Consider the following 25,900-nt stretch of genomic DNA (forward strand, 5'->3'; position numbering starts at 1 on the left):
TGACCTACAGAATTTTAGTGGCTTTTTTTCGGCCCCTGACGTACCAGGTCTTTACCATTGTCAAACACGTCCTGAGTGACCCAGCGGCCGAGGATCAGCTGATGATTGTCATCCAGCACTGCCACAAACGGCCGACCATTGCTATTGTTGGTCGCCAGTGCCACACCTGCGGCATTAGTCAGGCCCAGACCACCACTTTCCACCAACCTCAAAAAGGCTTCCAATTCATCCAGCGTGCTGATCAGTTCTTTGTCGTCAATCATGTCTTGTACTCAGTTGTCGCTAAAAGCGCGTAGCATATCAGCTCTGCCACTGTCTGCGCCAGTATTGGGACTGATGTTCCTGCTCATTGCTTTTTACCCGCGTGCCCCAGTTCATCAGCTATGTCTGATTTCATGGCTTGTTTAATAGCCTCTTCAGTCTGGATAAAAAGCTTACGATAATCGTGGTCGTACTGCTGCCCTTCACTGCCATGTTGCCAGGTATCATAGAGTTGCTCTGAAGCTGCTTTTTCGGTTTCCCAGAAGGCCTGCTTTTTCTGCTCGGCAAGCGCGGGCTCAAAACCAAGACAAGTCAATGCCCTCGCCCCCAGGTCCAATGCTGAATGGTACGTCTCACTGACTATCACATCGGCACCGGCGTGCTTTAATTCATAATGGTGACCCCTGTCAAACGCCCTGGCCAGTATGGTTACTCCCGGGTGGTTTTGCTTAACTGCATGCACCAGTGCCCTGGCACTTTCCCGATCATCTATAGCCACAACCAGTAACGCAGCCTGCTCAATGCCGGCGGTGTGCAATAGCTCAGGCCGTGTCGCATCTCCAAAATAGGCTTTGACCTGTATCCGACGCATTGACTCAACCTGATTCACATCGAGATCCATGACCACTGTATGTACGCCGTTGGCGATCAGTAATCGGTTTACAATCTGACCAAACCGGCCAATCCCCGCGATAATCACCTGACCCTGCTCCTGGATATCATCATATGCCTGCTGATTTGTTCTCTGCTGATAGCGCGGTAATATGACTTTGTCGTAGAGAATAAAAAGTACGGGAGTCAAGAACATGGATAAGGCCACAACGAGTTGTAGCAAGCTCACAGTCGCGGCCGGAATAACATGGTTTTGCAATGCATAACTCAAAAGTACAAAACCAAACTCGCCAGCCTGAGACAAACTCAGTGCAAATAACCAGCGATCACTGTTATGGATTTTAAACAGCATTGCCAGCGCCCACAGGACACCGGCTTTGACCAACATCACCGTAAGCGTGAGTGTGATGATCAGAAGCAGGTGCTCAGACAATACAGCAAAGTTAATACCCGCCCCAACTGTAATGAAAAACAGCCCCAGCAGTAAGCCTTTGAAGGGCTCAATATTTGATTCCAGCTCATGACGAAATTCACTGTTGGCCAGTACCACACCTGCCAAAAAGGTGCCTAATGCCGGAGATAACCCCACCAGGCTCATCAAAGCAGCAATACCAATGACAAGCAACAAGGCAGTTGCAACAAAAATTTCCCGTAACCCTGAGTTGGCAACATAATGAAACAAGGGACGACTCAGGTAATGCCCAATCACCACAACTCCTGCTATGCTGGCAAAAATAGCACCGGCATAGGCCCAGGTTGGTAATCCAGCCACCAGACTCAACGACTCATGGTGCTGAACTGTGGTTTGCATCGTCTGTGCAGCACTTACCAACTCAGGCAGTGCCAGAACCGGAATGAATGCCAGTATGGGGATCACGGCAATGTCTTGCATTAACAACACTGAAAAGGCATTGTGCCCGCCTTCGGTCTTAGTCAGACCCTTTTCATTAAATGTTTGCAATACAATGGCCGTAGATGACAAAGAGAATACCAGGCCAATTGCCACGGCAACGCTCACAGGCTGGCCCAGTAAAAAGGCAATGGCCGCCAAAAGTACAGCGCTGGCGGTTACCTGCAACCCGCCTAAGCCCAGCAATCGGTGCCGCATTTGCCAGAGCATCTGAGGGTGCAGTTCCAGTCCAACCAGAAACAACATCATAACCACTCCAAACTCAGCGAAATGCTGAATTGTTATGGTTTCTTCGCCCACCATGCCAGACACAGGGCCAATAATCACACCCGCAATGAGATAACCCAGCACCGAGCCCAGCCCCAGTTTTTTTGCCAGCGGCACCATAATGACCGCGGCTGCCAGATAAATAAAGGCCTGTATAAAATAACCAGTCATGCGTGGCCTCCTGCTAATTTTACAGCAGTCTTGTAGGCATAGAGTATGATACAAGGCGTTGATCCGATAACAGTTAGCACTTTATTTTTTTTCATATTCAGGCATCTCAATTTCGCGCAGTGACCTTCTAAACTTTAGTACGAAATGGGTAAGTATGCCGACTCAGGCAAGTGTCTAGATGATGTTATTGCCACACAGACAAACAACCGGTTTAGACAACCAAGCTGTCAGGGACAGTGCCGCAGTATTTAACCGTGTTTTAACTCTCTACAGCGTAGCGTGAGTAAAAAAAGGACTGCTAAAATGACGTATACAGCTTCAATAGATAAATTCGACCGCACAGCACGTGCGCTTCACTGGATCTCAGCCTGCGTGATACTGTGGGCGATGCTTTCTGGTTTTTACATGGCTTTATTTGAAGTCGACAGCACAACCAAAAAAACACTCAGTACTTTCAACGTCTCTTTGACCTTCGTCTATTTTCCGCTCTTCCTCTGGCGCCTGGTGCATAGAATTACCTGCACGCTACCAGCCCAGCTCGAACAGCTCAATCAACACCAGGCAAAGCTTGCCTGTGCAGCACATAAGTTCATTTACTTACTCACGACTATTGTGATGTGCTCTGGAGTATTGATGATGCAGCATTCGTTCTGCGTGTTTGGCCTGTTTACTGTGCCGCCTTTGCTCAGCAACACGAGCCTGTTAGCCTTATTCGCCCGGCTACATGTGATCAGCAATGTTCTATTGCTGTTTTTGGTCACTGTGCATATTGCGGCGGTGATAAAGCACCAGCTCGCAGGCCGAGCAATATTACAAAGAATGTTGTGAACTAATCACGATAGTGCATATTTACAGGCGCCGCATACCCGGCAGACTGGTAAAGCAACGGATTTACATTGGTGAAAGGTGATAGAATCAAAATGTCGGGAAGTCACAGAAAACACAAGATGCAGCAACTTTTCTGCAAGATGGCTCATCTAATGCAGGTAAATGAGCCAATTTACTTAGACGGAGCTAAGTATTATTTTTGGATACAAGATAAAGGACCACAACTACCATACCAGGCCTGACTTAAATAGCCGCCCGCGATTTGCGCAGTTTGCTCTTGATTTAGCTGGTCTTTAGTTTTAGACAGGTTTTTGATGCTATTTTTTTTGATTTTTAATTTCATGGTCATTCCTTTCTACACTTGATCATTGTTGTTTTGTGTTTATATCTAACCATCCGAAGAATTACTCGCTGATGGATAAGCCTGTCAATTTCTTGTTAGAAATCAACACAGACAAAACTAACACCGTAAATACAAAAAAACAACACAGCTCACACAAATAAAACAAACCTCTTCTACTTCTCCAGTCCATAGCAAAACTCTCAAACACACTCTGTTCCTATATAGTTGTTCTCTCAAGACATTTGGTGATAATCTGTGCAAAGTTGCAGTTTTTAAGGATAAACGTTATGCAATCATCTCCTCGTTTTCATTATATAGACAACCTGCGTAGTCTGGCTTTGTTACTGGGTGTCGTGTTTCACGCTGCGCTGGCCTATGGCCCTTACTTTTCAAATATCTGGTTTACCGCCGATCCGACAAACCATGTTGCTTTTGACTACTTTGCTATCTGGTCACACTTATTCAGAATGCCACTGTTTTTTGTCATCGCCGGGTTTTGTGCAGCCCTGCTTATCAGTAAACGCGGTGGCAATGGCTTTATTATTAATCGCCTTAAACGCGTATTGCTGCCATTTGTGGTGTTTTTTCCTCTGACCATGCTGGTACTGTTCCACGCGCTTGGCTGGGGAGCTGAAATTGCTCACGAAAAACCAGCCCTGTTTACGGTTTTTCAGTCTGTGAAAGAGCCGATTATCTCAACCATGCATTTATGGTTTTTATGGAATCTGACCCAGTTCTGTATGCTATTTTGGCTGTTGCAAAAGCACACCAGTTTGTACCAATCAATATTAGCTGTCATTGTACGTCCGGTTTTTTTGCTGGTAGTGTTGCCCATTTTACTTACGATTGCTCTATATCATCAGCTGGTGCCATTCCCGGCTCCCGATAAACTCTACCCAGAGCTTTGGTCCTATGGTTTTTACGGCGCGCTCTTCTTGGTCGGTGGCGGACTTTACCACCATCATATTCGGGTACAGCAGTATGCCCGATACTTTAGTCCTTGCTGATAATAGCGTGTCTGTCATTAGTGCCTTATTTTTATCTCATGCCACCTTCCCCCTCATTAGAAGCCGTTATTCGCGCGGCCAACACTGGAGTAACAACACCTGAACATATAGATATCAAGGTTGTTATCGCTCAGTCGATTGCCATTGTGACCTGGACTGGTGTTGCCTTTTTGGCAGGCTATAAATGGCTCAACCAATTCAGCCAGTTAAACAAGTATGTGTCAGACGCCTCTTACTGGATCTACCTGATCCATGTACCTGTGCTAATGTATATTCAGTTCCCACTGAGTAATACCACTTTGTCGCCCTTGCTTAAAATGCTCGTCGCCGTGTCTGCGACCATAGCCCTTGGTCTGCTGAGCTACCAGCTACTGGTCAGACACACTTTGATAGGTGTTTTGCTCAACGGAAAAAGGGTTAAAACAGCCCGCTCTCAGCAACAAGCTACGCCAGTTTCATAACTATAAACCCGGTTAACTGACACCTGGGCGACGTACACTAAGCAATTTATTTAAACGATGTAAAAGCAGGTAGATGATGTGCTACCTGCTGTCAGAAAAAACACGCCAAACCATACAATAATCAATTGATTAATATAGTTATAATTTTTATTTTGATACGCTCTGCCTTCTTTTAAAGCTGTTTTCCCAAACGGCTTCGCGCCTACCGAGCATCATTTTAAGCGCCCGCTGTCTTGTACCCTGCCTTATAAATTAGGTTCTAAAAGGCCCATTCGAACGACAGAACCTCCCCCTGCCGCCACACTGGCGAGCACATTCACAATTATGGGGACATTATAATGGACAAAACACTTGAAAATGCTTCAGGACCAGAAGCGATAAAAGAAACAGTCAGCGCAAAACCTCGCCAGCCTCTGCCAATAAAGACCGCAGGCAAAACACTCAGTTACAGTGTTATATTCTGGTTTATATCCGTACTACTCGGGCAGTGGTTCTTCTTTTACTACATTATCAAGTTTTATGGATTTTCGGTGATCAATGACAATATGGAGATCTGGAATCGCTGGGAGGTGATGGGTGCTACCCCCTATCATGCCGGAGACTTTGCGGGTAACCTGGCATTTGCCGCCCACGCAATCGGCGCTGGCATCGTGGCGTTTGGTGGCGTGTTTCAACTTCTTCCCAAAATGCGCAGCCGCTTTCCAAGTTTCCATAGAATCAATGGCTACGTTTATCTGTTCACCGTCATCTTACTGGCACTCTCAGGATATTATCTGGTGTGGTTCAGAGACACCAACCCTATCCAATTAGGCGACATAGGTACCAGCATTAATGGGTCATTGATCCTGGGGTTCGCCTACTTAACGGTACACAGTGCAATAAAAAAAGACATTGCAAGTCACAGAAAGTGGGCTATCTGTTTGTTTCTTGTTTCAAATGCGCAATGGTTTCTGAGAGTGGGTGTATTCAGTTACCTGATCACAGGCACCACATTGGGTCTTAACCCCGCATTTGGCGATCCCTTCTTCACAATGTGGACTTTTGGCTGCTTTTTGATCCCACTATTGACGGCACAGCTTTTCTTTTATGCTCAGTCAAGCCGAAACCCGCGGGTAAAACTGGCAGTCAGTATAACCTTATGTGTGCTTACCCTGCTTATGCTAATCGGCATCATGGGCTATACGCCTTTTCTGCTCTCTGTTATGTCTGAAGGCCCCATCTCGATGTAATACCAATTTCACTTAATACCTATTCAATTTGAAGGAGCAAATATGCCGCTAACGGCGTTAAAAATTTCTCATTTAGAGCAACTAAATAGCGAAATTTTTGCCTGGTTATCGACGATATTTTCTCGCCTCAAAATAGAATACTTAATTAAGTAAATTGGTATAATTTCGATTGCTTGCAAGATCACAAAAAACAGGGCGATTAAATCGCCCTGTTTGATCTTTATTAATGCGGTGTAACTGCCACTACAGCTTTGTGATGTCTACACGCAGTGTGTCTAAATGTGCGCTAATGGCCGGGTCTACCTTGTTCGAACTACCACCACCTAAGTGTTTGGCAAAAAATCGCTCCATCGCCACAATCGACGCCAGTTTATTGCTTTGCTTCATAAACCCATGGCCCTCATCTTTAGCGAGAATATACTCAACAGGGTGGTTTTTAACAGCCAGTGCTCTGGCGATGTTATCCGACTCAACCTGGGTAACTCGAGGGTCATTTGCACCTTGCACCAGCATCAGAGGCGCTTTGATTTGGTCGACAAAGTTAATCGGCGAGCGCGATTGCATATCGGCTCTGTCCTTAGCTACCTCCGGGTCTCCCACTGAAACATACCAGGTCCCCAGATAGGGGCGGTAATGCGCAGGGAAAGATTCCATCAAAGTCACCAGGCTGGATGGACCAACATAAGAAATCACGGCTTTATATACATCTGGCGTAAACGTCGCACCAGCCAGCGCAGCATACCCACCATACGAAGCCCCCATAATACCAACGCGCTGTTTGTCTGCGATGCCCTGCTCTATCAGATAATTCACGCCATCTGTCAGGTCATGCTGCATGGTGCCGGTACCCCAGTTTTTCTCACCAAGCTGAACAAAACGCTTACCAAACCCGAGTGAACCGCGAAAATTAGGCTGCAGTACGGCATAGCCGCGATTCGCAAAATAATGGGCTACGGGTACAAAATAGCCGCTACTGTAGCCCCACTGATCTCTCGCCCAAGGTCCGCCATGCGGCAGGACTATGGTTGGCAGATTCTTATCTAAATTCTTAGGTAAGGTCAGATAGGCTTGGATTTCAACCCCATCAGATGCCGTGTAGGTAATCGACTTTCTGTCTCCCAGAAGAGCAGGATCAAATCCGGGCGCTTCATTCAACATACCTGTCAGCTTATCCTGAGCCGGGTAATAAGCATATTTTTGATCTGGCTGGTCGGCAAATGACACCGTCAGTAGCCACTGGTCTTCCTTGTGATTAATTTTATCTACTTTTACTTCAATCTCCTGAGAGAAGCGATTTTGTATTTTTTTCAGAGCGTCAGCCGCTGTGTCTGTCAGTGGGTAATTACGCAGTTTACCGCCATAGTAAGATACAATCAGTGGTTGCCCTTGCTCATCAAACACAACGTGATGCAGGTCAGAGCTATTTTCTGGATCAAGGTGCACCGTTTCAATAGATTTACTCGCCAGGTCCACTTTAATGAGTTCCTGCTTATCACGACCTTCGATACTACCCGCCACAAAAGCGGTATTGGTTTGTTCATCAAAACTGATGAGCTCCAGTATCTCGCCCGGCTCAGTTGTCATCACCTTAAGCCAGCGTCCATCAGTGTACCTGTACATACTTCTGGAATTGTCCGCATTAAGCGCCAATCCTAAAGCTACCTGGCCAGATTTACTCAACTGCGCCTCGAACAGGCTCACACTGTTAGTCTGCGTTTGGATCAGCTTGCCTGTATCCACGCTCAGATGAAAATAATCGATCCGCTCCGGTGTAAGGTGATTCGCTGCAATAACGAGCACATTTGCATCCTGCTCCGATTGCCCCAGCAGATTGTAATCAACTTTGTCATCGTGGGTGAGCCGGGTCATGGTACTGGCCGTCAGCGTCTTATCGTTCAGCGCCAGTTTATAAATCTGACTATTTTCGTTGCCCTGGTGATCTTTAGAAAAAATAATTTCGTTGTGATTGGCAGACCAGATAAAGCTATCAACTGAGTCTGTAAGATTGGTGACTGGCACAGGTGCCATATCAGGCTCATCGGCAGCAACCACAAACAGGTTATGTGCGCCGTTGTGCATTTTCAGAAATGCGATCCATTTGCCATCCTTTGACATCGATATCGACTTTTTCTCACTAGTACTGAATAAACTCTCAACATCCACAAATGCCGACACATGCTGAACCGACTCTGACTGAGTAAGCGGCTGCTTGTCGCTCAGCGTACAGCCTGACAACACCGCCGTTGTACCTAGTATGGTGCTCAGTGCAACACTTAGCGTCAGCCTGGTTAATTTGTTTTTGTTCTTCATCATGTCACTCCTTCTGCTTGTTGAAAAACATCATTACACGATTTTTTATTATTGTAAAACGATAATTTATTTTCTTTTTTCAGAAATTAGTTTCTGTGTGATATGATTCTTATCAAGAGCAACGTAGAAAGAAGGGATCTTTATGGTCAAATCAACAGACAAAATTCAGCGCTGGTGCGGTACCTTTCGCGCTGCTGTGCTGGGTATCAGTGGCATCGTAATTTCATTTTTGGCTTATCAGCTTATCGTCAACGGGCAAGTGCGTTATTTAGACAGCGAGTCATTCGACTTACTGTGGCAAAGTGAGCAAGTAGGTAACGGCGTTTTATTTGCTCTTTCTGTCCCGCTGCTGGCAGGTATGCTATTGAGTGTGTACTGGATCATTCGGCTGATGAAACTATTTAGCAAGGGGCTGTTCTTTCACAACAGTTGTTACACTTGCTACCTGGGCTTTATCTGGACAAAAATCGCACTGGAACTGTATTCATCAGGCCTGACTTTCTCGCTGGATTACTGGTATCACTCGCTCTACCACTCCAATCAGGTGGTGTTAAAAATCCCTTTTGGTGAACTGATGACGCTCGGACTATTTGCCGTGGTGGCTTACCTGCTTAAAGCGGCAAAAGAAATAGAAGACGAAAACAAGGAGTTTGTTTAAGCCATGGAAATTGTTGTCAACTTAGATGTGGTGATGGCAATGCGCAAAGTGTCATCAAAGGAGCTGGCTAAAGCCATAGGGATCACCGAAGCGAATCTATCCTTACTCAAACGCGGTAAAGTCAAAGGTGTGCGCTTCGAGACACTGGCACAGATCTGTCATTATTTAGACTGTCAGCCTGGTGATCTACTGGCATTTAAACCAGATGGGAAGTAATAACCTAGGGCTGCAGAATGCACTGCAGCCCCAGCTTCATGAATCAATTAAAACTGAGCCACAAACTTTAAGCTGGTTTCATCTCCGGCATCACGGTCAATGTATTCGGCTGTCAGATAGTAGCTGTCGTTGAAGAAGTACTTACCCTGCAACGCCAAATCAGAGTCATAGGAGCCAACGCCTACCGCAATGTTGCGGTTAAAATAGTAATTTACCAGGGCATTATTGTACGAGACATCTGTGTAACCTAAATCGACCTCATGGTGAGATACATCCACGCTGATATAACGCTCTGCATCCAGATGCATAAAGTAGCGGCCAGATACGGTGTAATTATCCGTCTCATCATCTGTGTCGATTGTCACACCCAGATAATCAGTGTCATTGATCTGATGATTGTACTCGGCTTTTAGCCAGGTGCTGTCGGCGCCTAAGTCAGATTCAGTACGGCGAACACTCAGCTTTAGCTTATCGTTGTACAGATACCCAATCCCATAGGTGTAATGATCGTCAGCTTCACCCAGGTCACTGATTCGACCAACCACGAACACTTCTTTGCTAAAGTATCCCTCACCGGCAAAAGAAAAGCGGTTCATATACTCATCGTTGTAGTAACTCAGGCCCACATTGCTGTCAGTATCCAGGTAACCATAATCATCCCACACACCAGAATTGTGCTGCGGAGCAAAGAAATAACGGCTGCTTAGCATCAACGCATCGTTATCAAAGGTACGATCCTGATCAGTATAGGTTGCACTGTTAAACCATTGTTTGGTCTGTGTGGCATGAGCGGATGTGGCGGTAATAACGGCGAGTGCCGCAAGTGTGAGTAGCTTTTTCATAAAAACCCTTTATTTCCATATAGTAAAGCGGTAAAGCTCACCACTTAGTGAGCGCCGCGCATAGTATAGAGGCTTAACTGAACGCGCAATGACTTTTTCAATGTTTTACCGTTTTTTGCTTTACGGGTAATATGTTAGATGACTCTTTGCACAAACAGATAACGACAACATATGAGCATAGTGATAATTGAAGACGAACCTGCAATTGCCGATACGCTGGTGCATATTCTGGAGATGGACGGGTTTGACGTACATTGGTTTACCACCGCAGGTGCCGGGCTGGCGCACTTACAACAACAAACTGCTGACTTAGTGATCCTGGATGTTGGCTTGCCCGATGGCAATGGTTTTGACTTATGTAAACAACTGCGCCAGTTTTCTGCGGTGCCCATTATCTTTTTAACCGCACGGGGTGATGAAATCGACCGCGTGGTAGGTCTTGAGATTGGTGCAGATGATTATGTCACTAAACCTTTTAGTCCAAGAGAAATGCTCGCACGGGTGAAGCTCAGATTAAGAAAACTCCAGCCTGCTGCCACGGCTACACCCGTTCAATCGGTAAAGAAATGGGAGGCTAAAAACTTTGATTATTACTATCAAGGAATGGCGCTGGGATTGACTGCACTGGAATTTAAAGTAGTTCATGCCTTGATCACACACTCACCAAATGTGCTAAGCCGAGCACAGCTATTGGATGCCACTCAAGCCCCGGCTGATTGTGGTTATGAGCGAAATATTGATAGCCATATCAAAGCAATACGAATAAAAATGAAACAATTAGGCTGCTCTGAAGCGTTAAAAACTAAACGCGGATTTGGTTATTACTTCGAGGGTTTCATGTGAAGTCTCTACACTGGCCACGCATCCCTCTGGGGCTAAGGTTTTTCTCTCTATACTTCATCATGGTACTACTGACGACCTATGTGGTCAGTAACACTATGTTGCGTGAAATTAAACCAACCATTCGACAAGCCACAGAAGAAACCCTTGTGGATATGGCTAATTTATTATCAGTTGTTGTGGCAGAAGATTTGGCCCGGGGGAGCGCTGACAATAGCAGGCTGGTGGAATTAATGCGGGTATATGGGCAGCGTGAAGTGGATGCTGCAATCTGGGGAATAGAAAAAACCAACATGTCACACCGTATTTATCTCACTGATCACAATGGCATTGTGGTTGCCGACTCCTGGCAAAAAGACGTTGGCAGTGACTTTTCTCGGTGGAATGACGTCTATCTGACATTGCGCGGTGAATACGGTGCGCGCTCAAGTGCCACCGACCCAGAAGATCCTTTATCAACCGTCATGCATGTTGCTGCGCCGGTCATATATCAAGATAAGATCATCGGCAGCCTAACCGTTGCCAAGGCAAATCGCTCTGTTCAGCCATTTATTGAGCACAGCCAGCAGCGGATCTTAAAGTGGCTCGGTTTGTTGAGTTTACTGGCCCTGCTAATAGGCGCCTTGATTGCCTGGCGCGTCAATTCCGCGGTCACAAAGCTTGCACAATACGCCAGAAAAATGGGCCATGGTGAACAGGCAGATAAACCTCAATTTCGGATCTTCTACGAATATCGTCAACTGAGTGATGCCTTAGAGCAAATGCGAAACCAACTCGACGGCAAAGTGTATATCGAGCAGTATATAGAAACACTCACCCACGAACTTAAAAGCCCACTTTCCGGGATCAAAGGCGCCAGTGAATTACTACAGATGCCTTTGAGTGAGGACAAGCGTCACCAGTTTGCAAGCAATATTGAGCGAGAAACGCACCGAATGCAGCAACTGATTGATAAGTTACTCGAGCTGGCCCGACTGGAGCAACTGCCCGCCCTGAATACCCGCCAATCGGTGCCGATTGCGCCCTTGCTGGATAAATGTGAGCAAATACTTACAAACCGATTAATGCAAAAATCAGCCACCTTCAGCACCTCATGCAGTCAAATAACAAGCATCAATGGCGATCCCTTCCTGTTACAGCAAGCCTTGCTCAACTTGCTTGAAAATGCACTGGATTTCGTCACACCACGGGGAGAGATCCGTCTGTCTGTCGCACACACCAGTAACAGCTGCACATTTAGCGTTTATAACACAGGCCCGGCGATTCCGGATTATGCCCTGCCCAGATTATGCGAACGATTTTACTCCCTGGCTCGGGCGAACGGGGTAAAAAGTACCGGGTTGGGTCTCAATTTTGTAGAAAGAGTTGCCAAGCTACATCAGGGTAAACTGGCTATCAGTAATCATGAGCAAGGAGTCATGGCCTCACTCACCATAAAAACACCATAGAATCACCACATAAGCGCCATTTAAACACCAATCGGCTCGGTTAGCCTGTATCCAAACCAGGCATAACCGAGGCACTTATGACACAACAAATTACAGAAAAAACCGGAATTAAATTAGCCATCATCGCTGCGATCATTGTATTGCTCATGATCCCCATAGCCATGATCACTGATTTAATCGACGAGCGTTCCTCCACTCAACGCAACGTACAACAAGAAATAGCCCGAAGCACCAGTGGCACCCAATCTTTGATTGCACCGTTTCTATACGCAGAATACGAAGTATTCAAAATAATCGACGGCGTGCAAACACCGCAAAAGCATCGCCATGTCATACTTCCTGAACAGCTGACGGTATCGGGCACGCTAGATACCTTTGAAAAATACCGCAGCATCTACAAAGCACAGCTATATCGCGCAGATCTGAAGCTGACAGGTCATTTTGATAAGCAACAGTTGCATGATTTAACTCAGCTGCCGCTGACCCGCCTGAGCATGGTAATGGGGATCAGTGATATCCGAGGGATTGGCCAAAACACGCAGGTCTCAATAAACGGGCGGACACACACACTTATTCCGGGTACTACACTTAACTCAATTGACGAGGGGGTACATATTCCACTGACTCTGACAGCACTGGAGCAGACAGCCATGACATTCGACATTCAACTCCACTTGCAAGGCATGAGCTCTTTGGCTGTTGCCCCCTTAGGTGTACACACTCAGGTCTCGTTAGAAGCCAATTGGCCACACCCCAGTTTTCAGGGGGATTATTTGCCCGTTCGCTCTGATATCAGTGACACTCATTTTAGTGCCAGCTGGGAAACCAGCTACTTTGCCACCAACATCAAAGAACTGTTCTCACGCTGTATTTTCACCAAACATTGTGAAGCACTAGAAGCACGTAATATGGGCGTGCGTCTGGTTGACCCGGTAGATCATTACCTTAAAAGTCATCGTGCCACCAACTATGCCCTACTGGTGATTATTCTGGTGATGTCGAGCTTTTTTTTGCTGGAACTGAGTAAATCCAAAGCCATTCACCCGGTACAATATGGCTTTGTCGGCTTGTCTTTGGCTGTTTTTTACTTGTTGCTGATTTCTCTGAGCGAACACATTGGGTTTGCCTTGGCCTATACCATATCTGCACTGGCCGCGATTGCATTGCTAGTTAGCTATATCTGGGGGATCCTGCAAAGTGCACGATTGAGTATCAGTTATTTTTCCGGACTCAGCGTCTTATATTCCATGCTCTACGCCATGCTGAGTGCTGAGCACTATGCTTTGCTAATGGGCAGCCTGGTGTGCTTTTTTGTACTCGCAGTTGTGATGCTCGCAACCCGACGTGTGAACTGGTACGGCGCAGCAAACGTGCCAGCCAGCCATAACCCAGAGACATCAACTGAATAGCGTATACTCACTTCCTGGCACCCGAACTGTCTAGTCGGGTGCCAGACCGGTTCACCTCCTACCTGAGGGAGCACAACAACACCCATCGATCATTGAAAATAGCAGTACAAACTTTCCCTCAGTATGCTGCCCATTCAACATCGTGCTGAGTAGTACTTCAAGGTGACGTATGTAGCTTAATCCAGTCCAAACTCATTATTCCTCCATATTTTTGCGATATACTACATACTGGGTAAGAACAAATTAGGAAATTCAATGCGCCATTTTACACGTGCCTTTTTAGCCGCTGCGATGCTCACCACATTATCTGGGTGTGAGCTTGGCGGTGACGATAAGCTACCAATCATTGTGCAAACCGAGCCAACCAAGAGCAATATTGCCATTACTAAAGTCTCCACTGGTCCGCTTGAAACGCTGGAACCGAATACATCAGTGAAGGTTTACTACGATGTTGATATCACCGGCTTTAAGGATATTGACGTCGACGTACACTTTTACCTGGTGCATGCCGCTGAGCTGGACACCTCTGATGGTGAAGAAGCCGAAATTGAAGAAGTGCATAAGGTTGGCGCATTGGAGTTAACTCAGGTCTCTGAGGGCAGCCACAACTTTGAAACCGAAATTACCATTCCAGACACACTATTGGGTGGTCACTATCACCTGATAGCACAAATAGACCCTCATGATGACCATGCTGAAGACATCGAAGAGGACAACCACCCATCGGTAGATCATGAACCATTTGCAGATGGAGACTTCCCGTTTGCAGATATACATGTGCGTGTCTTAGAGAGCCACGACTACAAACTCGTAAGCGCAACGTTTGGTCAGGAAGCTCTGATCCTGGACGTGCCCAACACCAATGACGGTACCAGTGAGCATCATTCTGACCTGGTCGGCTATCTGGTAGCGGACTACGAAGGTGCCAATCTCGGCAATACCGCTATTACTGCAGAAGTTCTGGTTAATGGTAACTGGCAGACCACGCATTTCTGGAATGCAGAAACCAAAGCATACGAAGCACAGCTCACTCACAGCTTCACGGCGGGTTTGCATGATGAACACATTGGCTTTGACATCGCGTTGGATGATGCCCTGCTCACCCAGATTTATCAGGGGTACGATGCGACGCAGGAGCAGTCATTACAGGTACGTTTCACCTTAACCGATCTGGCCCAAAGTGCTGAAACCATCACGGACAACAACGTGATCGAAACGCAGCTGCCATTCTATTTCTTTACCGGCGAAAGCACTGATGCTGAACAAAGCCTGGCTAAACGTGATGCACAATACTCAGTTGGCCTTGCGAACATCAAGCTAGAAAAAGAGTTTGATAAATCTTACGGCAACAAGTCTAAATTCAGCGTTGGCGTGGATTTAAGTGGCCAATTATTTATTGTACCAACGGGCGATCCCGGCGGGCGTATTGCCGGTGAAGGTGTGGTTGAAGCCTACTTCTTTAATGCACAAAATACGTTGTTTAGTATTTCTTACGACGGCAGCGCCTATATCAGTGGGCAAAACACCGGCTATGCATCGGAAATGATCATCTTTAACAATGTTGCATTTGAAGATGAGAAGTACACAACGAAATACGAAAAATCTTGGGAAAAATCCTGGGAAGAGGAAAAAGTGCTGGCTCAGGCTCGCTTTACTATAGGTCCTGTTCCTATGAGTGTCGAAGCCGGTGTCACTGGTAATCTGGGCTTCGCGCTTACCGTAGGCTATAACGCAGAGCTCTATGCAGAAGGCGATCTCTTCCATGTCGACTTTGGCGCCTTCGGCCGTGGCGGTGTGAACCTGGGCCTGGTCTCAGCCGGTATCCAGGCGATTTTGACCTTAATCGACAACACTTTTGCCATGGAGTCCAATGCAGGCTTTGCTCTGGTCTCAAATGGTAACAAAGCACCGCACATTTATTACGGTATTGAACTGAAAAACGACCTGGATGTGATCTCAGGTAAATTTGGTTTATACGCCGAAACCATTGGGGTCAAGTGGTGTAAGAAATGGGGGATCCCTTACCCTTGTGGTAAGAAAACACACCGTTACGACCTGTGGCTGTATCAGACACCCAGTGTCTTCAACAAGTCCTGGACTTTGTACTCCAAAGAGGACGAAATCGAACTATGATCAATCTGTGTCGATTGACTCTGCTTGCAGCGCCCTGGGCGGCGCTGACAGGCTTTCAGGTGATGGCTGGCACTCAGTGCCAGCCGCAATACACGTTTGATATCAAGACCCAAACTTCCTTCGACTACATAAAACTGCAAAGTGCGCCACAAACTTCTGAGGTACATTTACAGGGACTCCTATCTCTGAAGCCAGCAAAAAAAGACAAAGAAGAAAACTGGTGGGCCATTAAGGCGGATCAAGTCGCCGCTGCCGTGGGGCAAGAGCGCATGCCATTGCCCAGCTATGAGCATGCATTTGCTTTTAAAGTGGCGGAAAATGGCCTCATCAGTGATTTTTACTTTGCGACCAAACTGGATCAACAAACCCAGGATAAACTTAAAGGGCTGGCTTATTATCTGCAATATCAAAACGATATAAGTCAGGTAAGCAAAGAGCCTGACACTTTGGGGCACTACCAACCAGCATATCAACATGCCGGTGAGCAGTTAAAAATGGTCAAACAACACTACAGCGACTTCGACCCTACTCAACTTGCAACCTTTAATCGCATTGAGGTGCTCGACTCTGTACACCTGATTACGCCCTCAACTTGCTTTATTAAACACAGAGAAGGTCAGGAAGCCCTGGCTCTGACAGGCACAGACTTGCGCTTTGGTTCACAACAAAGCTATACGCTGACACTAGCCCCTCAGCCTTTCAAGAGCAAATTGTACGAACTAGATAACAATCTGAGCGCGTGGCAGACAACTGAGGCAGAACTCAGTGAAGCTGAGAAAGCGCGACTGGCGGCTGAGCTAAAGCAATTCATAACCACACAAGATATTACCAAGATAGACGCCCACACCCTGTCTATTTTGCTGCAAAAATACGATGCTGTGATTGGTGCACTGACACCGCTCATACTCTCGGGCGAATTAAACGATAAAGCACAGATGCGCCTGTTCAACGCACTGGGGCAACTCGACTCAGGTGCCAGCCAGCAACTACTTAGCCAATTATTACTGGCTGAAAAGCAGCCCCTAACTCAGTTTCGTGCGCTGCGTGCACTGACTCAGGGCAGCGCACCGTTGTCGCAGCAAGCGACCAACATGTTGCTGGAGATGCTGGCCAATGGTTTTAGTACACTAGACCCGGAGGTCGAGTCCAGTTTCTACATGACGCTGGGGATCTTGCTCAACAACCGTAGCGCATCTGATACCGCGACACAGTTGAGTCAAGCGATTACAGAGCAAATTACACTCGGTGAAAGTGAAGTTAAAACCGCTGGACTGCTAACTGCACTGGGGAACAGCCGCGACCCACAGCACGAGGCAACGCTTACTTCCCATTTATCCGATACCAGTGCCCGTATTGAGAAAGCATCTATCCGCGCATTGGGTATGATGCAAACCGACACGGCCTACCAGCATCTGGAGCAACACTTTTTTAAATCGCCAGAGCGCAATAAAAAAGCCCTGCTCAGTGCATTAGGGAATTATCAGATGAGTGCCAGGACCAGCGATACCGTGCTGAATATGGCAGTGAATGACCAGGACGATGCTATCCGACTGGCCGCGATCAAGGCCTTAGCCACCCAGCAGCAAAAAGACGGGATTAAGCCCATACTACGCCAGGCATTACAAAGTGAAACCTCCCGGCGAAACTTTAAGGCCATCATAAAACTGCTACACAGCAAAGAAGAAAAGGCGCAATAGCGCCTTTTCTTCTATTGTGGAAAATAGCTCGCTTGTGACTAAACCAGACTACGACTTCTTGTGCTCCACAGAGTAAAGCTCGCAAACGGGGTCCGTAGAACCGCTCCATTGCTTATCATCATAGCCTCCTAAAATCACTGGTGTTCTGGCATGATACGCCGCAAGCAGCATGCTATAAAGAGATTCAAACCCTACGCTGTCTCTGTTGACAAAATACCCAGACGAGCAATTTGCTCCATTCTTCTTGAGAGAGATGAATACGTCGCCTTTGCCAAATTGTGCATAGGATATTAAGCGGGTGACTTCACTTTCAGAGGTAAATTCAACCTTAGAAAAACTATACGGGAAAACGTAAACAACGCTGCAACTGCAAGCTTTGAAAGAACATTTAAATGACTCATTGAAAACACCTTTTAATATAGCCACATCTTATAAATAAATAGAGGTTTGTTAATGAACGCAGAGCCTGACTAAATTGCTCCTATTCGGGCAGTCACGCTACACAGCAAACGCGCCATATTAACACAAAGAGTTTGACTATTTTTTCCCATTACAGAAAAACGGTCCGCTCGCAAAGAAAACTTCCACAAATACAGGCTTGGACACTCAGTTTAGACCTTCAACCCAACAAGTTACTTATGTATACTAAGGTTATCAACTGAAAGTAGCATGGCATATTTTAACAAAGTAGCCTGTTTAATACTTAACCCAACTTCAGGAATTAGTATTGTGAGCGACACTAAAACCCAGGCCCGCAGGGTCTTTGAACAAAACGAGCGCTGCCCGATCCGTAATGTCGTAGCACAGATAGGTGACAAATGGTCGATTTTGATTCTGTTTGCACTGGTCGATGGCCCAGACCGTTTTAACGCTTTAAAATCAAGGATTCAGGGAATTTCGCAGCGCATGCTGACGCAAACCTTACGTGATATGGAGCGCGATGGCTATGTCAAACGCACTGTTTATGCTGAGGTCCCCGTTAAGGTCGAATATGAACTCACAGAGCTGGGGCGAGGACTCGCTAAATCGGCCTGGCAACTGGTGTCCTGGGCCGATGATCATTTTGATGAAATAGCCTCGGCCCGTACTCGGTATGACGAGGCCAATAAGCAGTAATTGTTATAATTGTCGCTGCCTGACTGCTGTAACCTGCTCAAAGCCAATACCCCAATTGTCAGTAGGGATTTCGTCTATAACCACAAACGTAGTCTGTGGACTTTTACCTAAGACTTCTACCATCAGCTGGGTAGCACCTTTGATCAGTGACTGCTTCTGCGCGTTTGTCACACCCTCATCGGTGACTTGAATATGAATATAAGGCATAGTTACTCCTGATCTGTGTGTGGTAAATTTGCATACATTTTGTTGACTATCCGCCACTGCCCCTGCTCTTTAAGCAGGCCCAGAAAGTCGACATAATTATGTTCAAACAGAGGGCATAACACCTTGACCATGGCCTGCTGCCCAAGCCAGTCTATCGCCAGTATCTGATAGGCAAATTCATCGCCGTTTTCTGCCGGTGAAGTACGGTCGCTGACCAGTTGCAGCCATTCATCCCGGGTGCGCCTCAAACCCGGCGCTTTGAGCCAGCAGTCGGGTGGAACAAGTTCCGTAATGTCTCACTATCGCCCTCATGCAGCCCTGTAAAGTAACATTGCACCATGGCCCGGATCTCGCTCAGCTCCCTTTTCATTTCGACGTGATCCATTATGCCCCCTGCGCCTGTTCAGCCTGTAAGGCCGCAACAAAACCAGGCATGCAAGTTACCGCTTCAATCATGCTTGCAGTGCGAGGGGTATTGTAATCTCGACAGGAAAGGCGCCTCCCCAGCGCGAGTAAACAGCCAGCAAAATATCAGCGACACAAGCATGCTGTCCCCCCAGGAATGGCTGAGATTGCAACTGAGATTCAACCTGCCCCCATAACTGATTGATCGCCTTTGTGGCCACCTCAAACAGCTGCTGACGCACTGAGCCATCCTCAGCAGCCTGTGCAACAAAAAACAATTTGGAATAGGCAGGATGCATGGTGGCATTAGCAAACATTAATTGCTCAACTGCACGGCGACGGGCAGGCCCCTGCTCTGCAGGAAATAATCGGCTCGGGTGCTTGTTAGTGAGGTGCAGCATAATCGCAGCCCCTTCAACCAGCTTTTCATCTCCATCTATCAGTACCGGTACCTGTAGTGCTGAGTTCACGGCGGAAAAATCACTCAGGCTATCGGCACGGATAAGCGTCACATCCTGCCTAAGCTCACGTAGTACTGTATTTACGGCGAGTGAGCAGGCTTCCTGAATATAGTATAGGGTGTACATAGTCATAGTCCTTCTGTTGTGTTTTGCAGGCGAATTCAGCGTTCTTCACCTATGAATATTTTCAACCCTGTTAGTCTATGACTTGCGCATTGTTTGATATATAACTACAAAAGAAACCAAGTGTTCACACACAAGAAACAGTATATCCTTGAACCGATATGCTCCACTGCTGATAGGGGTTATTTAAATGAACAAGTTACGTGCCATTGAGCTCTTTGTGAAACTGGCGGAGGTTGGCAGCTTTACCCGGGTTGCAGAGCAGTTCAACACATCAAAATCGATGATCAGCAAAGAGATTAGCCGCCTTGAGGATCAACTTGGTGCACGCTTGCTACATCGAACCACCCGCCACCTCCAGCTGACCCAAGTCGGAGAAGGATATTTGCAACGTGCCAGAGACATTCTCAGTAAACTGGAAGAAGCGGACTCCTTTGTTCTGTCAACGCAACAGGCGCCCAAAGGCAAGTTAAAAGTGAATTTACCTATGGTGCTGGGGATCACAGATTTGGGGAAAGTGTTTGCGGACTTTATGCAGGCTTACCCGAATATAGAACTCGACATTCATCTTGGTGATGAAGATATAGACCTGGTTGAACAAGGTTTTGATCTTGGTCTGCGTGCCACCAGCCGCACCCTCGACAGCAATTATATCGGCCGTGAAATAACCCGTTTTGATTATCATATTTGCGCCAGCCCGGGATACCTGGCAACACACCCAGCCATTGAGCACCCTCGGGATTTAACTCTGCACAATTGCTTTGAATACCGCTACTTCAAAGGAAAAAATGTCTGGCCTCTGGATGAAGGAGTGAAGATTTCGGGCACATTAAAAGTGAACAACGTCCTTTTTATGCTGGAGTCCATTAAAGCAGGTCTGGGTATTGGAATCTTACCTGAATTTGCCTGCCGACATGCAATTGCAAGCAAAGAGGTAGTCAGTATTCTGCCAGACAGTAAGAAACCACAACTCACCCTGCTGGCACTCTATCCTGCCCGCCATCACGTTCCGGCCAGCGTGTTGCAATGTATTCAGTTTTTACAGCACTGGTTTACACGTCATTATCCGCATACTGACCAGACACACTGCTGACCTATGGGCCTGTTCAAAGCGCTATTTCAATCACCCGCAATTGCTGAGATTCGTCGCCCTGCGCCAGCACAGTGCCTTGTGGGTCTACAATCAGGCTATTGCCAATGAAACGAACGCCCGTATTACAGTCGTGATCCATACCCAAACGATTAGCGGCTACCACATAGACACCATAGTCTTTGGCCGCCTTTTTGATCACTTCCAGACTATCCTCCCCACAGAAGTTCGACGGATTAAGTATGATCTGCACGCCCTGCTGTTTAAGCGCCTGCAGACCATCTTCAAACCAAATGTCGTAACATAACAGAACGCCAATTTTGACCCCCTGAACTTCATACACGCAGAAGTCTTGACCAGGCACAAAGCGTAGCTGATCCGTTGACGCGAGGTGTACTTTGCGGTGGATACCTAGCACCCCTTCAGGACCTGTGAGCAATGTACTGTTATAGAGCTGCTCCTCATGGCACTCAGCGAGTCCGGCAACAATACAGGCCGATTTTTCCTGAGCCAGGGTTTGCAACAATAATGAAGATGCCCCCTTCTGTAAATCTTCAGCTAGTTCAACCACTTGCTGGCGGTCGAAGAATATACTTCCCGTCGTACATAACTCAGGTAGCAACAAGAGATCAAACTCATGAGGCGTCATCAGCGCATGTTTGATGGCGTCGCGGTTTTGCTCAGGCTCGGCAAACGCCACGTCGAATTGAAAAAAGCCCACTTTCATTACAGTTCCTTACTTGTCAAATCTGGTCAAACTGGCGAAACGTCAGATTAAAACGGGGGCCAGCCCCTTCAGATGCCCGTGGCACCGCATGCTGGTAGCGAGACTGAAAACCCTCACCCATGACAAACAAGGAGCCATTTTGCAGCTCAACCGAGTGTACCTCCTGATGGTCTTGTGTGTTGCGAATCAGAAAGGTACGCTCTGCACCTATACTCAAAGAAGGAATGACATTGGTCGAACCAAACGCTGGTAAATCACAGTGAAAATCCATCCACTCTTCTCCGTCAGGATAGTACAGGCATACACACACAGGAAAAACTAACCCAGTCTGCTCTGTCAGGCGCTGGTGGATCTGCTCAATTAATGCAAACCAGGGTTGTTGCCTGCCGTGAAAAAGGCCGAACTGGCCAGATTGGGCAAGTGCAGGCTCTAACAGATTAACTTTCCAGGGCCGAATAGCAGCCGTTGAGCCATCCCCCATGGTTATGGTTTCAGGTTGTGACAGGTCAAAGTGGTCTGTCAGCCACTGAAACAAAGCCTGGCTTTCTTCCTGAGTTAAAAAATTGGGGTCGTAGCTGTATTCGCAGTGTAATGGTAGCTTCATACTTGATTCCTTTACGCGCTTAGGTTTTGCACTTTCCCCTATCTTCTGACGGGTGTCAATAACAGGACATTACGTGTATTGTGATTGGCCTTTTCGCCAGACGCTAGGTAAAATGTCGGCCCTTGAAGTCAATGCCAGTTGCAGGTTATTTGTGTTAGTCAATTACGCTCCCCCACCGATCCTTATCTTGATATTCTTTATCAGGACGAACACATGCTGGTGTTAAATAAACCCAGTGGCTTACTGAGCGTACCGGGCAAAGACCCAAAGCACTGGGACAGTGTGATCAGCCGGGTTAACCTGGTATATCCCAACGCAAAGATAGTTCATCGTCTGGATATGGCGACATCCGGCGTGTTATGTCTGGCCATGCATAAAGCAGCACATCGCTTTTTGAGTATTCAATTTCAGGATCGCCTGACAGCCAAACGTTATATTGCACGGGTGCATGGCCTTGTAGAGCAAAAGCTGGGGTCTGTGGATCTGCCGCTGATCTGCGACTGGCCAAATCGTCCAAAGCAAATGGTCTGCCACGAGACCGGCAAACCTTCTTTAACCCATTTTGAAGTATTATCGCACGAAGCCATGGCAACTCGCGTCAAACTCACTCCGATCACCGGACGCTCTCATCAGCTACGCGTGCATATGCTGTCACTCGGCCATCCCATATTAGGAGATCGTCTTTACTCTCAAGGTGAAGCGTTGGCAGCAGCATCCCGGCTTCAGTTGCACGCAGAGATGCTGCAGATCACTCACCCTGAGTCTGAACAGATGATGACCTTTATTGCTCCGGTGCCGTTTTAAACAGATCCAACGCACTGGCTGTCATGGCACGCACACCGGTTTTAATAGTCAGCGGATAATCAGGTGCAAACTTGCTTGAATGCAGTGATGGCAGTGCTTCACCCGAAAACTGAGCCTGCCGATATGCCTCAGGCTCAACGCCCCCCAGCCAGAAAATCGTTGCCGGGATATTTTCCGCAGTGCGGCCATATAAGCCAAAGTCTTCACCGGCCATCACAGGCTCAGCCTTGACGACATGTTCGTCACCCAGCTCAGCACGAATGCTTTTCTCAACCCGCACAGCCAGCTCAGGTGTGTTATAGGTCGAAGGAATGCTCTCTTCTTCGTGAACATACACAATCGGGGCGAGTTCAGACGGCAAGCCCGCACTGTGTGCAATGCCCTTGGTCATACGCTCCAGTGCGGCAATTTGCTGCTCTCTGACAGCGGGATCGTATGAACGCAGTGTCAGCTGAAGTTTAACTTCGTTAGAAATGATATTGTGTTTTGAACCACCGTGGATTGAGCCCACTGTGATCACCGAAGGTTTTAACGGCGAAATTTCGCGACTGGTAATGGTTTGTGCAGCAAGAACAATGCGTGATGCCAGCACCACAGGGTCAACTGTGGTGTGAGGATATGCACCATGCCCTCCCTTGCCTCTCACTGTAATGTCAACTGAGTCCACATTCGCCAATGCATATCCCGGCGCAATGGCAACCTGACCTGCCGGTAACGATGCGCTGACATGTAACCCCAGAACATGATCGGGCTTAGCAAAGCGACTGAATAAGCCCTCTTTCAGCATGGCTTTCGCACCAGCCCCGACTTCTTCAGCAGGTTGAGCGACCATCATCAGGGTACCCTGCCACTGATCGCGGTTATTCGCCAACTGCTGAGCGGTACCAATAAAGCTGGTCATATGAATATCATGGCCACACCCATGCATGACACCGACTTCATTATTGTTGGCATCTTTAACCCGCACTTTTGACGCATAAGGTTTACCGGTTTGCTCAATAATAGGTAAGCCATCTGTATCGGCGCGGATCATCACCGTTGGCCCCTCACCATTGCGCAGCAATCCAACCACGCCATGCCCGCCAACCTGCTCGGTTACATCAAATCCAAGTTGTTGAAGCTCATACGCCAGTCGCTTAGCGGTCTGCTCCTCTTGGTAGGAAAGTTCAGGGTTCTGATGCAAATGTAAATAGAGCGCTTCCAGCTCAGGCATTGACCTGGAGACTTCGGTGTCCAATTGATAGGCCAGCGCGCAATGACTCGCAAGTGCCAGAGATAGTGCAGATAGTAGTGTTTTCATCGTTGTTATTCTTACCATTTTTTAGGATTGATATCTGTTTTCTTGATTAAATAGAATTGATGTACTCAGCTTGCGAAGAAATTTTTCTAATTGCAACCTCTTTGCGGTATCAGGCTTGCAATAAAGGGCTTTGCAGCGCCGATTATTCCTTTCTTTCTGCTTAACCTTTGCTAAGCTTAAAGTCTGAACAACCATCAAATTGCAGCCGTGAAAACGATTACTATCAATGACTTAAAACCTGGTATGTTTGTGGTCAGTGTCACCCGGCAGGCCGGTCACGTACGCGTTAAAAGCCAGGGCTGGGTGCGCACCGCAGGCGCTATCGGCTCTTTGCAAAAAGCGGGCGTGCTCGAAGTAGAAATCGATCCGGACAAAACCCTGCAAGCCAAGACCAAAGCTCAGTCTGAACCGCAAAATGAAACACATCAGGATAATGTCACTGTACATGACCCCTGGCACAGGAGTACCAGCGTTGAGGCCGAGCTGGATCATGCAAGCGCGTTATACGAAGAAGCCAAAGGGCTGCAGGAAAAAGCTTTTGCCGATGTCAAAGCTGGTAAAGCCATCGCGGTTGAGGAATTTAAACAAACAGCTTCAGGGTTTATTGACTCCATTTTTCGCAATCAGGATGCACTGGCCTGCATTGCCCGGATCCGTGAAAAAGACAGCTATTTACTGGAACACTCACTGAATGTTTCTATTCTGATGAGTATTTTTGCCAAACACCTTGGTCTCGAACGCGACATTATCGAGCAGCTCGCCACTGGTGCCTTGTTGCATGATATTGGCAAAATCAAAGTGCCAAACGAAATCCTAAACAAGCCAGGTAAGCTCACCGATAACGAATATCAGCAAATGATGGCCCACGCCAAGTACAGTTATGAGATTGTAGGCGAAAGCGGACTGGGCCAGATAGCCACCGAGATTGCGGGCTTTCACCATGAGCGTCTGGATGGCAGTGGCTACCCCTTTGGTAAACAAGGCGATGACCTGTCTCAGTATGTTCGCATGGCAGCCATCGTTGATGTTTACGATGCCCTGACGGCCGAACGCGTCTATAAGGTTGGACTAACCCCGATCCGCGCCTTTCGTATTTTAAAAGAGGGTACGCCGGGGCATTATGACGCCGACCTGCTGGCCCATTTTATTAACTGTATTGGTGTGTATCCGGTGGGCACTCTGGTGAAACTCAAGAGCGAACGTATTGGCATAGTGGCCTCAAGTAACCCCCATGAGCCACTTAAGCCGGTGGTAAAAGTGTTTTATCACGCCAAAAATATGCTTTATACCGAAGTAAAAGACATAGATTTGGCCGATAAGCGTGTGACCGATGAGCTGGAAGCGGCGATAAAACCGGAAGAATTCAGCATTGATCTGATCCGCTTTTTCCGCCACACCATGATGCCCTGAATAATAGCAAT

At 47.3% G+C, this 25,900-nt stretch carries 26 protein-coding genes and 1 pseudogene; 15 read left to right on the forward strand and 12 right to left on the reverse strand.

Annotated features, from left to right (window positions below):
- Positions 1 to 14: 14 nt before the first annotated feature.
- Together ELR70_RS20765 and ELR70_RS20770 are read right to left on the reverse strand one after the other, a co-directional pair.
- A complete protein-coding gene (locus ELR70_RS20765; RefSeq protein ID WP_054015887.1) occupies positions 15 to 263 on the reverse strand; it encodes a hypothetical protein in 249 nt (82 codons plus the stop codon).
- An 83-nt stretch (positions 264 to 346) separates the two neighbouring features.
- Positions 347 to 2,221, reverse strand: coding sequence for a monovalent cation:proton antiporter-2 (CPA2) family protein (locus tag ELR70_RS20770; protein ID WP_054015888.1), 1,875 nt, complete (start codon positions 2,219 to 2,221; stop codon positions 347 to 349).
- 303 nt (positions 2,222 to 2,524) lie between these two features.
- Here ELR70_RS20770 and ELR70_RS20775 point away from each other — a divergent pair, with 303 nt between their 5' ends.
- Entirely contained in the window at positions 2,525 to 3,049 is a 525-nt protein-coding gene (locus ELR70_RS20775) for a cytochrome b/b6 domain-containing protein (RefSeq protein WP_054015889.1), read from the forward strand.
- A gap of 193 nt (positions 3,050 to 3,242) precedes the next feature.
- Here the strand turns inward: ELR70_RS20775 and ELR70_RS24965 are convergent, their stop codons facing one another.
- Positions 3,243 to 3,392, reverse strand: a complete 150-nt coding sequence (locus ELR70_RS24965; RefSeq protein ID WP_160317387.1) for a hypothetical protein — start codon at positions 3,390 to 3,392, stop codon at positions 3,243 to 3,245.
- 287 nt (positions 3,393 to 3,679) lie between these two features.
- Between ELR70_RS24965 and ELR70_RS25750 the strand changes: the two genes are divergently transcribed.
- The 3 genes from ELR70_RS25750 (at position 3,680) to ELR70_RS20785 (ending at position 6,089) form a co-directional block, all read left to right on the forward strand.
- Positions 3,680 to 4,399 (forward strand): acyltransferase family protein, encoded by a 720-nt coding sequence (locus tag ELR70_RS25750; protein WP_277749870.1) that lies wholly within the window; start codon positions 3,680 to 3,682, stop codon positions 4,397 to 4,399.
- A 38-nt stretch (positions 4,400 to 4,437) separates the two neighbouring features.
- Positions 4,438 to 4,860, forward strand: coding sequence for an acyltransferase family protein (locus ELR70_RS25755; protein WP_277749871.1), 423 nt, complete (start codon positions 4,438 to 4,440; stop codon positions 4,858 to 4,860).
- A 338-nt stretch (positions 4,861 to 5,198) separates the two neighbouring features.
- Positions 5,199 to 6,089: a DUF2306 domain-containing protein gene (locus tag ELR70_RS20785; protein WP_054015891.1), complete on the forward strand. Its 891-nt coding sequence runs from the start codon at positions 5,199 to 5,201 to the stop codon at positions 6,087 to 6,089.
- A 243-nt stretch (positions 6,090 to 6,332) separates the two neighbouring features.
- On the opposite strand, the gene ELR70_RS20790 is transcribed toward ELR70_RS20785, so the two are convergent.
- The gene (locus ELR70_RS20790) at positions 6,333 to 8,402 is read right to left on the reverse strand and encodes a S9 family peptidase (RefSeq protein WP_235577108.1); all 2,070 of its coding nucleotides are present in this window, start codon (positions 8,400 to 8,402) and stop codon (positions 6,333 to 6,335) included.
- 139 nt (positions 8,403 to 8,541) lie between these two features.
- On the opposite strand from ELR70_RS20790, the gene ELR70_RS20795 reads away from it, so the two are divergent.
- Both ELR70_RS20795 and ELR70_RS20800 read left to right on the forward strand, forming a co-directional pair.
- On the forward strand, positions 8,542 to 9,057 hold the full coding sequence (locus ELR70_RS20795; protein ID WP_054015893.1) for a hypothetical protein: 516 nt from the start codon (positions 8,542 to 8,544) through the stop codon (positions 9,055 to 9,057).
- Between the two features lie 3 nt (positions 9,058 to 9,060).
- A complete protein-coding gene (locus ELR70_RS20800) occupies positions 9,061 to 9,273 on the forward strand; it encodes a helix-turn-helix transcriptional regulator (RefSeq protein WP_054015894.1) in 213 nt (70 codons plus the stop codon).
- A gap of 47 nt (positions 9,274 to 9,320) precedes the next feature.
- Here ELR70_RS20800 and ELR70_RS20805 read toward each other — a convergent pair whose 3' ends face one another.
- Positions 9,321 to 10,115 carry a putative porin gene (locus tag ELR70_RS20805; RefSeq protein WP_054015895.1) on the reverse strand — a complete coding sequence of 265 codons (795 nt, stop codon included), beginning with the start codon at positions 10,113 to 10,115 and terminating at the stop codon, positions 9,321 to 9,323.
- A 171-nt stretch (positions 10,116 to 10,286) separates the two neighbouring features.
- On the opposite strand from ELR70_RS20805, the gene ELR70_RS20810 reads away from it, so the two are divergent.
- The 6 genes from ELR70_RS20810 (at position 10,287) to ELR70_RS20835 (ending at position 18,758) form a co-directional block, all read left to right on the forward strand.
- Complete coding sequence (locus ELR70_RS20810) at positions 10,287 to 10,958, forward strand: response regulator (protein ID WP_054015896.1); 672 nt, start codon at positions 10,287 to 10,289, stop codon at positions 10,956 to 10,958.
- On the forward strand, positions 10,955 to 12,403 hold the full coding sequence (gene creC / locus ELR70_RS20815) for a two-component system sensor histidine kinase CreC (RefSeq protein ID WP_082353222.1): 1,449 nt from the start codon (positions 10,955 to 10,957) through the stop codon (positions 12,401 to 12,403). Before ELR70_RS20810 ends, creC begins: the two co-directional genes overlap by 4 nt.
- Positions 12,404 to 12,480: 77 nt before the next feature.
- A complete protein-coding gene (gene creD, locus ELR70_RS20820; RefSeq protein WP_054015898.1) occupies positions 12,481 to 13,812 on the forward strand; it encodes a cell envelope integrity protein CreD in 1,332 nt (443 codons plus the stop codon).
- Between the two features lie 255 nt (positions 13,813 to 14,067).
- Positions 14,068 to 15,945: a hypothetical protein gene (locus ELR70_RS20825; RefSeq protein WP_054015899.1), complete on the forward strand. Its 1,878-nt coding sequence runs from the start codon at positions 14,068 to 14,070 to the stop codon at positions 15,943 to 15,945.
- Positions 15,942 to 17,642: a HEAT repeat domain-containing protein gene (locus ELR70_RS20830; protein WP_054015900.1), complete on the forward strand. Its 1,701-nt coding sequence runs from the start codon at positions 15,942 to 15,944 to the stop codon at positions 17,640 to 17,642. The genes ELR70_RS20825 and ELR70_RS20830 overlap by 4 nt, the downstream gene beginning before the upstream one ends.
- 729 nt (positions 17,643 to 18,371) lie before the next feature.
- Positions 18,372 to 18,758, forward strand: a complete 387-nt coding sequence (locus tag ELR70_RS20835) for a helix-turn-helix domain-containing protein (protein ID WP_054015902.1) — start codon at positions 18,372 to 18,374, stop codon at positions 18,756 to 18,758.
- A 3-nt stretch (positions 18,759 to 18,761) separates the two neighbouring features.
- On the opposite strand, the gene ELR70_RS20840 is transcribed toward ELR70_RS20835, so the two are convergent.
- The 4 genes from ELR70_RS20840 to ELR70_RS20850 all read right to left on the reverse strand — a co-directional run bounded on the left by ELR70_RS20840 (position 18,762) and on the right by ELR70_RS20850 (position 19,957).
- Positions 18,762 to 18,965, reverse strand: coding sequence for a 2-hydroxymuconate tautomerase family protein (locus ELR70_RS20840; RefSeq protein ID WP_054015903.1), 204 nt, complete (start codon positions 18,963 to 18,965; stop codon positions 18,762 to 18,764).
- Positions 18,966 to 18,967: 2 nt separating this feature from the next.
- Positions 18,968 to 19,213 carry a nuclear transport factor 2 family protein gene (locus ELR70_RS20845; RefSeq protein WP_277749872.1) on the reverse strand — a complete coding sequence of 82 codons (246 nt, stop codon included), beginning with the start codon at positions 19,211 to 19,213 and terminating at the stop codon, positions 18,968 to 18,970.
- Entirely contained in the window at positions 19,210 to 19,350 is a 141-nt protein-coding gene (locus ELR70_RS25760; protein WP_277749873.1) for a nuclear transport factor 2 family protein, read from the reverse strand. Before ELR70_RS25760 ends, ELR70_RS20845 begins: the two co-directional genes overlap by 4 nt.
- A 67-nt stretch (positions 19,351 to 19,417) precedes the next feature.
- On the reverse strand, positions 19,418 to 19,957 hold the full coding sequence (locus ELR70_RS20850; protein WP_241566342.1) for a glutathione S-transferase N-terminal domain-containing protein: 540 nt from the start codon (positions 19,955 to 19,957) through the stop codon (positions 19,418 to 19,420).
- Positions 19,958 to 20,144: 187 nt separating this feature from the next.
- Here ELR70_RS20850 and ELR70_RS20855 point away from each other — a divergent pair, with 187 nt between their 5' ends.
- Positions 20,145 to 21,047: a LysR family transcriptional regulator gene (locus ELR70_RS20855; RefSeq protein ID WP_054015906.1), complete on the forward strand. Its 903-nt coding sequence runs from the start codon at positions 20,145 to 20,147 to the stop codon at positions 21,045 to 21,047.
- A 13-nt stretch (positions 21,048 to 21,060) separates the two neighbouring features.
- Here the strand turns inward: ELR70_RS20855 and ELR70_RS20860 are convergent, their stop codons facing one another.
- Together ELR70_RS20860 and ELR70_RS20865 are read right to left on the reverse strand one after the other, a co-directional pair.
- Complete coding sequence (locus ELR70_RS20860; RefSeq protein WP_054015907.1) at positions 21,061 to 21,771, reverse strand: nitrilase-related carbon-nitrogen hydrolase; 711 nt, start codon at positions 21,769 to 21,771, stop codon at positions 21,061 to 21,063.
- A 16-nt stretch (positions 21,772 to 21,787) separates the two neighbouring features.
- Positions 21,788 to 22,375 (reverse strand): alpha-ketoglutarate-dependent dioxygenase AlkB, encoded by a 588-nt coding sequence (locus ELR70_RS20865; protein WP_054015908.1) that lies wholly within the window; start codon positions 22,373 to 22,375, stop codon positions 21,788 to 21,790.
- 151 nt (positions 22,376 to 22,526) lie between these two features.
- On the opposite strand from ELR70_RS20865, the pseudogene rluA reads away from it, so the two are divergent.
- Positions 22,527 to 23,179, forward strand: a pseudogene (rluA, locus tag ELR70_RS20870) (bifunctional tRNA pseudouridine(32) synthase/23S rRNA pseudouridine(746) synthase RluA).
- Here the strand turns inward: rluA and ELR70_RS20875 are convergent.
- Entirely contained in the window at positions 23,157 to 24,479 is a 1,323-nt protein-coding gene (locus ELR70_RS20875; protein WP_054015910.1) for an amidohydrolase, read from the reverse strand. The pseudogene rluA and the gene ELR70_RS20875 overlap by 23 nt on opposite strands.
- Positions 24,480 to 24,686: 207 nt before the next feature.
- Here ELR70_RS20875 and ELR70_RS20880 point away from each other — a divergent pair, with 207 nt between their 5' ends.
- Entirely contained in the window at positions 24,687 to 25,889 is a 1,203-nt protein-coding gene (locus tag ELR70_RS20880) for an HD-GYP domain-containing protein (RefSeq protein ID WP_082353223.1), read from the forward strand.
- Positions 25,890 to 25,900 lie beyond the last annotated feature (11 nt).

The organism is Pseudoalteromonas sp. R3 (assembly GCF_004014715.1).
In the GTDB taxonomy this organism is placed as follows: Bacteria; Pseudomonadota; Gammaproteobacteria; order Enterobacterales; family Alteromonadaceae; genus Pseudoalteromonas.